This window comes from Leptothoe spongobia TAU-MAC 1115, from assembly GCF_018739885.1.
In the GTDB taxonomy this organism is placed as follows: Bacteria; Cyanobacteriota; Cyanobacteriia; order Phormidesmidales; family Phormidesmidaceae; genus Leptothoe; species Leptothoe spongobia.
Window position 1 is genome coordinate 44,250 of the sequence record NZ_JADOES010000037.1, and the last position, 12,495, is coordinate 56,744.

Annotated in this window: 11 protein-coding genes and 1 tRNA gene; 6 read left to right on the forward strand and 6 right to left on the reverse strand. The window is 47.1% G+C overall.

Translation table 11 applies throughout. The features are described 5' to 3' along the window. Positions 1-99: 99 nt before the first annotated feature. Positions 100-1,401, reverse strand: coding sequence for a ribulose bisphosphate carboxylase small subunit (locus IXB50_RS16480; protein WP_215610079.1), 1,302 nt, complete (start codon positions 1,399-1,401; stop codon positions 100-102). A gap of 189 nt (positions 1,402-1,590) precedes the next feature. Continuing rightward, a complete protein-coding gene (locus IXB50_RS16485) occupies positions 1,591-2,463 on the reverse strand; it encodes an acyl-CoA desaturase (RefSeq protein WP_215610080.1) in 873 nt (290 codons plus the stop codon). 159 nt (positions 2,464-2,622) lie between these two features. On the opposite strand from IXB50_RS16485, the gene IXB50_RS16490 reads away from it, so the two are divergent. From IXB50_RS16490 to IXB50_RS16505, 4 genes are all read left to right on the forward strand, one after another. Next, complete coding sequence (locus IXB50_RS16490) at positions 2,623-3,801, forward strand: TetR/AcrR family transcriptional regulator (RefSeq protein WP_215610081.1); 1,179 nt, start codon at positions 2,623-2,625, stop codon at positions 3,799-3,801. A 114-nt stretch (positions 3,802-3,915) separates the two neighbouring features. Next, the gene (locus tag IXB50_RS16495) at positions 3,916-5,040 is read left to right on the forward strand and encodes a geranylgeranyl reductase family protein (protein WP_407658815.1); all 1,125 of its coding nucleotides are present in this window, start codon (positions 3,916-3,918) and stop codon (positions 5,038-5,040) included. A gap of 180 nt (positions 5,041-5,220) precedes the next feature. Then, the gene (locus IXB50_RS16500; protein ID WP_326520823.1) at positions 5,221-6,813 is read left to right on the forward strand and encodes a TM0106 family RecB-like putative nuclease; all 1,593 of its coding nucleotides are present in this window, start codon (positions 5,221-5,223) and stop codon (positions 6,811-6,813) included. 172 nt (positions 6,814-6,985) lie between these two features. After that, positions 6,986-7,059 (forward strand) — tRNA-Asp (locus IXB50_RS16505). A 161-nt stretch (positions 7,060-7,220) separates the two neighbouring features. On the opposite strand, the gene IXB50_RS16510 is transcribed toward IXB50_RS16505, so the two are convergent. Beyond that, on the reverse strand, positions 7,221-7,565 hold the full coding sequence (locus tag IXB50_RS16510) for a zinc ribbon domain-containing protein (RefSeq protein ID WP_215610083.1): 345 nt from the start codon (positions 7,563-7,565) through the stop codon (positions 7,221-7,223). Between the two features lie 23 nt (positions 7,566-7,588). Next, positions 7,589-8,008 carry a TIGR03792 family protein gene (locus IXB50_RS16515; RefSeq protein WP_246564598.1) on the reverse strand — a complete coding sequence of 140 codons (420 nt, stop codon included), beginning with the start codon at positions 8,006-8,008 and terminating at the stop codon, positions 7,589-7,591. A 154-nt stretch (positions 8,009-8,162) separates the two neighbouring features. Between IXB50_RS16515 and IXB50_RS16520 the strand changes: the two genes are divergently transcribed. Both IXB50_RS16520 and IXB50_RS16525 read left to right on the forward strand, forming a co-directional pair. Further along, a complete protein-coding gene (locus IXB50_RS16520; RefSeq protein ID WP_215610084.1) occupies positions 8,163-8,486 on the forward strand; it encodes a phasin family protein in 324 nt (107 codons plus the stop codon). Between the two features lie 250 nt (positions 8,487-8,736). Further along, positions 8,737-9,291, forward strand: coding sequence for an FKBP-type peptidyl-prolyl cis-trans isomerase (locus IXB50_RS16525; protein ID WP_215610085.1), 555 nt, complete (start codon positions 8,737-8,739; stop codon positions 9,289-9,291). Positions 9,292-9,509: 218 nt separating this feature from the next. Here IXB50_RS16525 and IXB50_RS16530 read toward each other — a convergent pair whose 3' ends face one another. Both IXB50_RS16530 and IXB50_RS16535 read right to left on the reverse strand, forming a co-directional pair. Continuing rightward, entirely contained in the window at positions 9,510-11,507 is a 1,998-nt protein-coding gene (locus IXB50_RS16530) for an alpha/beta hydrolase (protein ID WP_215610086.1), read from the reverse strand. Between the two features lie 368 nt (positions 11,508-11,875). Then, entirely contained in the window at positions 11,876-12,421 is a 546-nt protein-coding gene (locus IXB50_RS16535; RefSeq protein ID WP_215610087.1) for an EF-hand domain-containing protein, read from the reverse strand. Positions 12,422-12,495: the final 74 nt, after the last annotated feature.

Below are 12,495 nucleotides of genomic sequence, written 5' to 3' on the forward strand. Positions count from 1 at the left end.
CAATTGCACTCAAATGCCATGTTTGAATCTGTTACGCAAAATTTTCGGAATTTCTAGTGGCATAGTTTTACGGTGGCAAAATCACAACTCGATCATGCCCTAAGGTCGATGAATAATCCGCTCTAACACTCGCCGCTTGTTGTTTGGATCAATCCCAATCAGACGTATATAGTCCTGATCATGATCCGCTAAACACCGCTCAATTGTCTCCAAGGCTTGGCCTTCATTACCACCACTCATCACCGGGCAACTCTGCCAGGCATTGGTCCGAAAGCGACGCTTATCAACATATTCCATCCCAACCCGATAGCCTTGCTCTATAAGGTTTCGGACTTCTTTCTGGATGTCACTAGACAGAGATGGAGCCGAAATACTTGGCTGGGTCATTGGTTGCTCTTTTTTAGCAATCGCCGGTGTCTCCGACCTACTGTTCGGTGTCACCGGCTGCAAAGGTACCGATGGCCCATGCTGATAAGCACGATAATAGTTACCATTGCTGCTGCGCTTAGCAGCCCCAGATTGATTTAGCGCCTGATTATACTCCTGCACCAAGCCCATTTCCTGCAGGCGTCGTTGTTCTCGCACCAGTCGCTGACCCACTTCAATTAAGTGGTCAATGCGAAAATCAGGCTTTTTGAACCTGGGGGGAGTCTTTGTATTCACCACATTGCGGGACACATTCTCCACACCCACACGATGGATAAAATCGATAATTTGCTCATCATAGATTTGAGCCCGCAGCGCCCCATAGAAATCAATGGCCTGGTTCGCAAACGTATCCACCAGCATTTCAATATCACCATGACCTAAACCATCAGGCGAGAAAATCCCCCCAACAATACCTAACCGATCATCCCGATCGGGCTCCCAGTAAAACTTCTGCATCCGCCCATCCCTTACCAGCGGAGCATAAAGCGTCGCAAAATCATTTCCCGTCACCACAATAGGAATACGCGGCAGCAGCGTTTCATCATAGCTCCCTGGCAACTGTACGTTGGTCGGATTATCCGCAATGTTCATCAGGGTGTTATTTACCAGCTGCGTATTCACCGTGTACTGAGTCATGCCATCAAAGCGACCGGCCCCCGCATCCAGGTCATTGATCATTAGTACCGCCATCTCACCACGAATTTTGAACAGCTCCGCAGCTTCTCGATATCGTAAGCGAATTAACCGCGCCGGGTCTCCCGCATCTGGACTCTCTAACTCACCGCCAGACACATGGACTACATTCACGCCCATGCGTTGATAAACCAACTCACACTGAAAGGTTTTCCCCTCGCCCTTGCGTCCATGAACGCCCAGAATCAACGGCATTTTTACCTGGGGCAAATCCAAAAAATTCTTAGTAATATGAACGGCTAATGCGTTCAGAAAACGAGGAGAGATGTAATAGGCCACAGGTCATGGGAATGGATTAATCCCAACCATTATCTAGCCCGAGGGGAAACAGTGTACAGGAATTGATCGTTGAGATCGCGACGCATTGACTGGCCCACACTGACGCTGAATACACAAAACCTGACCTTGCTAGCAAGGTCAGGTTTTAGCAATTTCAAGGCTTCACGACTCCAATCCAAGAGTCAAATACTAACGACGAGCTGGAATCCGTTTTACCTTCTTAGCCCAACCCAAGCGCTCAAATAGCAAGATGGTGTACCAGGTCACATCGACTTCCCACCATTTCCAACCAGTCTGAGCCGCACGAGGAAATGTGTGGTGATTGTTATGCCAACCTTCGCCATAGGTGACTAGAGACACCCACCAAAGATTACGGGCATTATCCTTAGCATCAAAGTTACGATACCCCCAGGTGTGAGTGGCTGAGTTAACAAGCCAGGTAGCGTGCCACAAGAAAACTGCTCGAACAAACACACCATAAACAACAAAGGACCAGCCACCGATGGCGTAGAGCAATAGTGCAAGCGGCACTTGAAATAATAGGAAATAATTATTCAAAAAGCGGTAGAAGGGCTGACGAACCAGGTCAGGAGCGTACTTGCTGTAGCGGGTCTTGTCAAAGTTATCGCGATGGGGATAAATAATCCAAAGCATATGGCTCCACCAAAAGCCGCGCTTAGCTGAGTAGGGATCGTCCTGGATATCTTCTGTAAAGGCGTGATGCTTACGGTGACCACTCACCCAAAAAATGGGGCCGCCTTGCATGGCCAGTGTGCCTAAAAAGGCGATGGAATATTCTAACCAGCGAGGGGCTTGAAAACTGCGATGACTGATCATCCGATGGAAGCCCAAGCAAATGCCAACACCGCCACACAACCAGTGCAGCAAAATGGCCACCCCCAGTGCAGACCATGAGAAAAACCAGGGTGCCAACAGGGCAACGCCGTGAAAAACAGCAAAAAACCCAAGGGTCACCCAATCGATGGGGGGACGGTTTAATTGTAGCTTTGGCTCAGGTTTGAAGTTAGGCCGTAGGGGGGGCGGGGTTAACTGTGCAGTCATACAGTCCTCATGGAAGTCGATAATGTTGACAAAACTTGAGAGTGACGTAACTTACAGCTGCCGATTGAGGAAACTCTAAGCACGTTGCAAGCGTCACTTGCATTAAACTTAGACTAGCAATCTTTTTCTTAAGTTGCAAGTAGCACTTGCAAACTGTCCATGTCTCCCACATCGACTCGTCATCGACTGACCCAGGCTGCTGCCGAACTCTTTTTATCTCAAGGGATTAGCCATACCACCACTCGCCAGATTGCCAACATGGCTGAGGTAAATGAGGCCACCCTGTTTCGAAATTTTGGCAATAAATATGGACTACTACTGACCATGTTGCAAGAGGCACCCGCATTAGGTGCCCATGCACCACTCCATGGCGAGTATTCATCAGAGGCATTGCGGTTATACCTGGATGAACATTTACAGCTACTGGAGCAATTTCCTAACTTTGTTCGCTCTTTGATTGGTGAAGCGGACCAGTATCCTCCAGAGCACCGTCAAGCTTTGGAAATGAGACTAAGGGAGATTCAGGAGGCCATCGCTAATCACTTAGAACAAATGCTGGGGACCGGTCGGCTCCCGGCAGAAGAATTAGCTAATCTAATCGGCGCTGTTTTAGTGGGTTACACCATCATCGAAGCAACTAGTGGCTATTCCCTATGGAAAAGTCGGGAGCACTTTTTAGATTCACTGACTAAGTTACTGAGTCTCCCCACCGATGCGACTATTGTGAACAATTCGGCTACCTCAACACCAGCACTGGTCGTTGATTTGCCTACCAGTTGGGTACATCAGCTGATGAAACAAACACGCATCCTAGGGTTGCAAGATCATGCGATCGCACTTCTTCTCTTTGGAGCCGGGCTACTCCCTAAAGAAATCACACAATTGGAACGCTCCCACCAAATTTGCGATAAATCCCAACACATTTTGCAAGTGATGGGCCCCAACAGTCCTCGACAGGTACCTGTCAACCAGTGGATTTTAGGTAAGCGCTACGGTTCCTATACCAACAATCCCCTAACTAAATGGCTCAAAAGTCGCAAGGATGATGCCAGTGCTATGTTTATCAACGCGGATGGAGAGCCCATGACAGTAGCAAAACTGCAAGAGCGCTGGAATGTATGGTGGCAAGAGTTGATAATAGGTAGCGAGCTGCCTAAGCCAATCCAAGCTCGGCAAACCTGGTGTGTAGAAATGTTGATGAAGGGCATTAGTCTGGAAAATCTGAGCATTTTGACTGGCTGTGGTGTGGCGGCACTAGAGCCTTATGCACAACGAGCTAGGGAAAAAGCTGCGATCGCAGCCGCCACTCAACTAGACCGAAAAGCACCTTCAGCTTAAACAACGCAGATCCAAATCCGTAGTTACCTGTTCACCCTAGTCTGGGAAAACTTCACCACGTAACATTGGTCTAGTCTTACCCCATCTAAATTCAAGTTTTTATTTATGACATCTATCTATGATTGCGTTGTAGTCGGCGGCGGTCCAGCTGGAGCCACAGCAGCCTACCACCTGGCAAAAAATGGCCATTCTGTCCTGATATTAGAAAAAAATAAGTTACCCCGCTATAAACCCTGCGGTGGTGGCGTATGCCCCAAAGTAGCTGAATGGTTTGACTACGATTTCGAGCCAGTCATTTCCCAAAAGGTCACTCAGGTTCGCTATACATACAACCTGGAAGACGAAGTCATTTCTGAACTATCCGAACCCATCTGGATGGTGCGTCGTGATGAATTTGACCACTACATGGTGCAGCAGGCCCAAAAGCAAGGGGTCGTTTTACAAGAGAGCACTAAGGCGACAGGCATTGAGTTTAAGGATGGATGCTGGCATATCAGCACCTCAGCAGAGCCAGTGATCGGTCGCTATCTGATTGCAGCCGATGGTGCCAAAGGTCCCATGGCCAGATGGCTTGGATTTAAGCAACGCAAGACTGTCATGGCTGGAGCCATTGAAACAGAGCCTCGGTTGCCGGTCCACGATGGCCATGTGGTTCACTTTGAGTTTGGTCTGCTTAAGCATGGCTATGTTTGGAATTTCCCTAAAGCAGATGGTTATTCCCTAGGCAGTGGGGCTTTTATCTCAGCAAAGCGAAAGTCTCGCGACTTAGTACAGCCCTTAACAGATTATTCCAAACAGTTTGGAGTAGATGTTGATGAGGAAACAAAGCATGGCCATCCCATTTTTCTATGGGATGGCGATCAAACTCTCCATACGACTCAAGCTGTTCTTGCTGGAGAAGCAGCCTGTGTGGTCGACCCATTTACCGCTGAAGGAATTCGACCTTCTATTTTCAGTGGCCTGAAGGCATCTGAAGCGGTGCATAATGCCTTGGCTGGTAATGATGTAGCACTGGCCGACTATACCAAAACCATGATTCAGGAATGGGGAAATGAAATGCGCTGGGCCGCTCGGTTGGCTAAAGCCTTTTATCTAGCACCTAAGGTGGGCTATCGCGTTGGGGTAAAACATCCGAGAGGCACCCAGATCATGGGGGACGTATTTTTAGGAAAGCTGCGTTATTCGGATGTGGTGACGCGGGGTTTAAAGCGGCTTAGTGCTGGGTTGCTCTCCGCATAAAGAGGCAGAAAATTCTACACCTGTATCATAATTGCGATTTCACCGAGCCCGTGTTAATACATAAGCAAATGTCTGCGTTTTATTAGTCGCCAGCAATAAGCGTCTACTAAGGGCACGCGATAATTGCCTTAATGATTTCAATACTTTTGGTTGTGTCTGGCCGACGGAGTCGGTTGAGCTGTGGTTGCTAGGTTTCCTACGTTCCCGCACCAGGATGCTGGTTCTTCTGAACCAGCATCGGCTCTCGATTGGATGTCTCCCCCCACATCATGGTCAACCAACAAATCAGCTCCTCAGCAGGTCATTGAGGATAGTACGCTTTTTACATTTCTGCGCTGCCAGCGGCGGGCATATCTCGACACTTACGGAGCTGAAGAGCTACAGGCAGAGCCCAGCGACTATTTGGTCAAGCTCAAGGGCGATAGTGCAGTACATCGTCAAACCATCTTGGCTGAGTTTCATCCGATTAATCGTCCCAGTCGGCATGCTGGGGATATAGCAGCCACGACTCAAGCAACCTATGCACTGATGCAACAAGGTGTGGAGCATATCTGTCGAGGAAAAGTCGCAGCCATGAATGAAGATGGCTCCATTGGCTATGTTAGCCAGCCTGACCTTTGGATTAAGCAACCGGGCAGCTCTTGGCTCGGAGACTGGCACTATGTGCCGTTAGATATCAAGCTGGGGAAAAAGCCTAAACAGGAATATCAACTGACAGCGGCCTTCCATGCTTATGTATTGGCAGCATGGCAGGGGGTAATTCCCTTAGAAGCCGATTTACGACTACGAGAACGACATTATGTGATCGATCTTGAGAAACAATGGCCTACGTTGCTAGAACTATTGGACCAATGTGAGACGGTGCTAACGGCTGAACAAATACCGGATGTGTTTATTAGTCGAAGCCGCTGTGATATGTGTGTTTGGCTCAATCACTGTTACGACATAGCCCAACGCCAAAACCATCTGTCTTTACTGCCTGGGGTCACTCTCAATCGTTATCGCCATCTAGAAAAACTGGGTCTTACCACCGTTGAAACCTTAGCCCGAAACCAACCTGCCACTTTGGCACAGGCTTCGGGCTTTGAACTAAAGGTAGCGGAAAAGCTCGTACATCAGGCTCAAGCAAAACTTTCTGGGACTGCGATCGCACGAACCGATGCCAATAATTGCTTTACTTTATCTCCCGAAGAGCTACCCAGCGCTCCCATTGAACTCTATTTCGACATTGAAGCTGCTCCAGACAAGGACTTGGTCTATCTCCACGGCATTTTAGTAGTCGATACTCAAACCAATGCCGAAACCTTTATTCCCCTGGTCGCACGAGAACCGGAGGGAGAAGCCAATGCCTGGCATCAATTCCAGCATGTCATTGCCCATTATCCGGATTCACCCATTTACCATTTTTGCCCCTACGAGGCTCAAACCGTCAGACGCCTCGCCGAACGCTACGGCACCATCATTGATATTGATGAGCTGCTCAGCCGGTTTGTAGACATCCATAAGCGCATTGTTGATGCAGCTACGCTACCGATAGAAAGCTACGCACTCAAGCACATTGCCCGCTGGATCGGCTTTGAATGGCGTGATAGCAATGCCAATGGAGCTCAATCTATTTGCTGGTATGACAATTGGCTCTCCAGCCAGGACGAACAATATCTCAACGATATTCTGAAATACAACGAAGATGATTGCCGCGCTACTTTCTGGGTAAAACGCTGGCTAGCCAACTTTGCTGCCCCACTATGGGAAGAGGACGCAGAAGCTGGATAATCAGCCCCCTGTGTGTGAACGCTTTGGGAAGCAGCAGCAAAAGCTAAGTAGACGCCTGTGGGACACACTTTGAAAAGAGTCGAAGAAAGCTAAGTAAGTTCTGCTGCTAAAAAAATCAGTCTAATTGTTTGACAAAGTATCCATTCCTGAGCAGAATAGAGATCGCCCACAAGGGCCTGTAGTTCAATTGGTTAGAGCACCGCCCTGTCACGGCGGAAGTTGCGGGTTCGAATCCCGTCAGGCCCGTTTAGTTATTCTTAATAGCGAACCCGCAACTTCTGTCAGCAAAGCTGACATTGCGTGTAGTCGCATGCGCGACGGCAGAGCCTACGAATCCCGTCAGGCCCGTTTTAATTTTTCAAAACCTTGTAGGGGCGTAGCATGCTACGCCCCTACAAGGTTTTGTCTCAGATCACGACTAGCACAATACTGATTGCAACGATTACCCCTAACACTATCCAGCCAGAATACTTACGCCACCGGGGAATCGTGTAAATCTCAGAAACGTCAAGCCGCCTTTCCTGGGCTGCGGTTACATCTTGATATAGCGTACAGGTGGTTGCCTGAGGACGCTGGGGAAACGTACAGCTATCGTCCTGATGGTAGGTACAACTATCACACAGGTAGGCGTCTCCTTGAGCACGGTGAAGATCAATCCCTGGGTGTCCATGGGCTTTGAGTTCTAGCCCACAGTAGGAGCAGGTAATAGTATTAGCTGAAATAGATTGATTGCATTGAGGACAACTGGGCATAGTCGTTTGCGATCTCAACTAAACTATCGAGCATCCATAGCAGCACTGGCAGGTACAACAAACTCTTTGGATTCAAGCATTTCATAATCAAACCCAAGCGCCTCATCAAATCGCTGATTGATTTGGTCTAGCTCATCCTCAGGAATGGCCTTCCACTGCTCACGTGTAGCCCAGGATATGACAAAAATCACTTCATCATCATGGTTAGGGTCGAGCCAAGTAGTTTTATCCAGAAAACCAGGATACGCAACAAGCGCCGACGTCCAAATCTCGTTATCCAGCGTTAGATAACGATCACGCTGTGTAGTCGGCACTTTAAATTTTAGCCATTCAATCACCATGGGGGGTTGAGGGTTGAGGGTTGCCGATGCATTAACGGGTGGAGTTAACCAAATTGCAACTATCCACATAGCTGCTAACCACCATCCAAGTCTTTGAACCATACGGTTAACCGCCCGTCGAATACGTCAATAGTTTGCCAGAATAAGTCTATATAAATCGAATCTACATCTAGAACGACAGCGATTGCCTACGAAGCCTCAGAGTTTCAACCTAGATTCGGTTCAGTCGTTTCAAAATTCAACACCTAGATAAGCTATGGACTCATCCAATTTATTCCGTCAGCTTTTAATGTTAGGCATTGGCACCACCTCACTGGTGGCAGAACAGCTGCGGCAGGTGAGCGAAGATTGGGTGAAGGATGGCAAGCTAAACCCTGAGCAGGCGAAGGGATTTGTCGATGACTTTATGTCACAGTTCAATATTGACCAAGCTGCTATTGATGAACAGCTCCAGCGTCAAATTCGCAACATTATGCAGGATTTAGGCGTACCCAGGCAGGCTGAAATGGATGAACTTCGAGGACGTTTGGATCGCTTGGAACGCCAGCTACGGGATCTAGAAAATAAGCAGTGGCGCTAATTTTTTTATAGAAGTTAGTATTTTTAAAATTTGATCTTTTGGCAGGAAAAATGCATATTTATCAACTTGGTACATATCTATCAACATTGTAAAAACCATCTATGTAGGCATAATTTGCATAGTTTTACTCAAACCAAATGTAAATCTGACACCTATCCAGTCTGATTTTTACGAATCGTAACGTACAATTTGGATGCAGGTTACGAGCTGATGCATCAGCGCTTGCGCTATCGCACTGGGAGAAACAACTGTGAAAGAAGTTTTTATTAGTCTGGGGGTTTTCACCATTTGCTGTGTAGTGGCATTGGCCACACAGCTTAGGGGTAGTGAAGCTATCGCCAGTAACCTAAACACAGACTTGACTACAACTGCAACTGCAAAATCCACGCTAGTGGCTCAGACAGCGTCCGATCTAGACCCCGAAGAAACAACTGAGGAAACGATTACTGATATGGCCGATAACATGACAAAAACAGACTCCGGCCTCATGTATGAAGACCTAGAAGTCGGCACTGGAGCCCTCCCTACATCAGGTCAGGCAGTCACTGTGCATTATACTGGCACCCTGGAAAACGGTGAGAAGTTTGATAGCAGTCGCGATCGCAACCGCCCCTTTTCTTTCACCATCGGTGTTGGCCAAGTGATCAAGGGTTGGGATGAAGGCGTTGCCACTATGCGAGTTGGTGGACGTCGTAAACTCGTCATTCCTCCTGACCTCGGCTATGGCCCTCGGGGAGCAGGCGGTGTGATTCCTCCAAACGCAACCCTCATCTTTGATGTTGAGCTAATCCGCGTCGGTGGCTAGAGATTTACCACTAATAACCTTTTTACTTTAAAAAAAGGCATGTCTCACTGGGACATGCCTTTTGCTGTTACTGCTTTTATTGTTCGCGTTCAGATTATTCGCGTTCAGGGAGATAGGAAATACTCCCAGTCATCCGTCTACACTTTGACATGATTCATTGCATCGTCATATAACAGCTGGACATCCGGACGAGCGGGATCAAAATCACGATAATGTCCTTATCCCTTAGTAACAACTTCAAACCCCTGTTGCTGAAGGGCTTCCATCATGTTTTCAGACTGTAGACTGTCGATAGACTCCTGATCAATCACTTGCAACAGCTCCTGCTTGTTATCGGCCATATCTTCATCTTGAATATTCACGCGATAACGAATAGGAGAGAGAAAGCTCTGAATCCCCAACCCTCGACATTGCATATGCAACTTACTCAATGCCACATGGGGATCAAAGGCCATATTCGGATCATTATCTAAAGTTTTTAGATATCCCGTAAAACCTAGAAATGCGATGCGATAGATCATGGATTGGGTAAAGTCTCCCTGAAAATAGCCCCCATGCACATCTCGTTTGCCACATACACCATCGATGATGAGCCCAAGATAATCCCACCAGCTTAATGCTTTTCTACGTTTAGCTCGGGTCAATAGGCCCTTGGGTTTCTGACTCGTCGCTCCTTCCTTGACCGAAAATGTCACATCCTTATAGTCGGTACAATCAAAGTAAGTAAATAAATCGGCAACTGTAATCTTAGGAGACTGTTGAGAGTGAGAACTATTGGTTGCTGCCTTCTGACTAACCTGAAAGCGATCTTGCAACAGCTTAGTCAACGTATTATAGCCATGCTTTTTCCTCCAGTCATAGGTCAGAAATAAATAATCCATCACCTTATCTGGGGTCCGAGCAATCGACTCTGCTAAAGAAGAACCATGAAAAAAGTATTCATCTAACGCGGCGAGGTTAACAATTCCATAGGGCATGGAATTGTTAAATCCTGCTTTGAGCGACACATTTCCTAACCGATAACCCATGTCTTCTGTACTACTGGGAAACGTAAAATAATTGGCAGTAGCCGAGGCAAGCCGAAGCGCTAAATCGCCTTCACTACTAAATAGATAGGACTCAGCAAACCGTCGCAACGAGGACGAGAGAAAATTCGCTCGGCTAGAGACAATGGTCAAAATAGGAATATCGGGAGAGGTTAAGAGCAATCGCTCTAACCGAAAAACAGATCCGATATCCGCAGGAGGTTGATTACTAATGGAACGAGAATCAAAGACATCCGACAAAATTCGCACCACATTCGTAACGACAAAGCCCCCCATACTATGGCCTAGAAACGAGAGCTTCACCTTACGGTGAGTTTTTTGCCAAAATTCAGCCGCCCGATCACAAGGATTTTGTTCAGCAGGATTTTGTCGCTTAATATCAGCAGATTTTAAATTCATCAATTCTCGATCAATTTGTCGCAGTAATTCAACTAGATCTAGAACGCCAAAATTTTGAGCTCGATAGCGATCACGAAAATACACCACCATCCGCAAAATAACTAAAGTAGCAATAATGGTGGAAAATCCTAACAGTATTGTCAAAACAGGAACCAACACAATTCCTATCAACACTTTATCCCACTGCATTATTTCTAAAATCAGTAAAACCAGTGCCCCCACAAAACCAGTGAGCATCAAGTCTCGCGGAAATGGAGGCAGCGCTTTCAAAGCTTCGCCCAAACGCTGTAACTCAATATTTTCTGACGGCCAACGATAACCAATAAAGACTTGATTACCCTGACGTGGAATCGCTGTGTCATGTCGATTAATGTACTGGAAAATATTTTTGTACCAATCTCGAACAGAACTACGACCACTGTTATATCCATGGACAGTAATCATGAGCTCAGGATCGAGATCATCCTCTCCTTGTTTGGTGTAAATCTCGTAGAGATAGCTGGCTATTTCCTTCACACCGAGCGCTGACGCTTGCAGTTCTGATTCCTGCATTTCTTTAGCAGTCTCAATATTCGGAGATGCACTACTCATGACAAAATAACCAGGAATTGAAACCGGCTTGTGTATAGGAGTTCCAATTTTGACTAGCCTGACTCCAGCAGCGTCTTGTCCCGCATCAATATCCTGATCTAGGTAGGACTCATGCTCCCGTAATAACGCATCTCGAAAGACAAACTTCCGCAGGATCACTGGTAACGGCTTAGATTCCATGATGTTTCCCCTGAAAGAATTCTAGATACCTAGATGACTGGAGACCTCTTCTCTATCAACGGTGATGGATGTTTGCAAGTCCGCTTTAGGCTGAGAGGTAAACTCGTTACCCTGCTGAGGCACGGCAATCACCCTAAACTACAAATTCTATTTGATATTTTCCGTACGTCTATCAGTAGTAAAGGAGTACCTGATGAGAGTGCACTACTTTACTGAAACCAAATTTCGTAAATCGGCAACAGAATTTCCACCACAATAAAAATGACGATATACCACTCTACACGATGACTACGGTCCTGCGGCAATATGCCCAGAGCCGTCTCCACACGTCGAGAAATCTTGCACTTAACTGTAACTTTATTGAGTCCCTAATACGGTCCAAACATAAAGTTAGCGGGCGCAGAGGGTTCATTAATATAGAAAAAATCATGGATCAGCGTCAGTACCTCATCCTGACTTAGGCAGTCATCCTGATTCACATCCAAATTAATAAAAATTGACCTCGCGTAAATGGGCTGCACATTAAACACTGCTAGCAAACTCACCCATTCCTGCTCACTGATTTGCCCATCATTATCCTGATCAAACGCATCAAACAACAGCGTTACCAGAGCAATGACTCGGCTGGCATACTGCTTCATGTCATCTAACACCTGAGTGTAATAGGCTAACCATTCCTCTAAGGTGATCCGGGCATCGCAATTTTGATCGGCAGCTGCGCAAAGACACAACCAATCGTGCTGCAAATGGGTCAAAATCTGGGTGTGATGCGGCGAGGATTGCCCTTCCTGGTGGAACTCAGCCAGACGGGTGGCCAAGGCAATAAAGTCCTGCTGCACCAGCACACCGTCACCGTTGGTGTCGTAGAGATGAAATAGCTTGGTCAATTTGCGCGTCTGAATATCCGTGAGCATCAGCAAACAAACGTAGGTCAGACGATTCTAAACGCTGAAACCACGTTTGTGGATTTCCTGGATATCTTAGCGAT

Coding starts and splice junctions, on each gene's coding strand:
- IXB50_RS16485 (WP_215610080.1), bottom strand. CDS start 2,463: ATGACTGCACAGTTAACCCCGCCCCCCCTACGGCCTAACTTCAAACCT.
- IXB50_RS16535 (WP_215610087.1), bottom strand. CDS start 12,421: ATGCTCACGGATATTCAGACGCGCAAATTGACCAAGCTATTTCATCTC.
- IXB50_RS16520 (WP_215610084.1), top strand. CDS start 8,163: ATGGACTCATCCAATTTATTCCGTCAGCTTTTAATGTTAGGCATTGGC.
- IXB50_RS16490 (WP_215610081.1), top strand. CDS start 2,623: ATGTCTCCCACATCGACTCGTCATCGACTGACCCAGGCTGCTGCCGAA.
- IXB50_RS16510 (WP_215610083.1), bottom strand. CDS start 7,565: ATGCCCAGTTGTCCTCAATGCAATCAATCTATTTCAGCTAATACTATT.
- IXB50_RS16515 (WP_246564598.1), bottom strand. CDS start 8,008: ATGGTTCAAAGACTTGGATGGTGGTTAGCAGCTATGTGGATAGTTGCA.
- IXB50_RS16530 (WP_215610086.1), bottom strand. CDS start 11,507: ATGGAATCTAAGCCGTTACCAGTGATCCTGCGGAAGTTTGTCTTTCGA.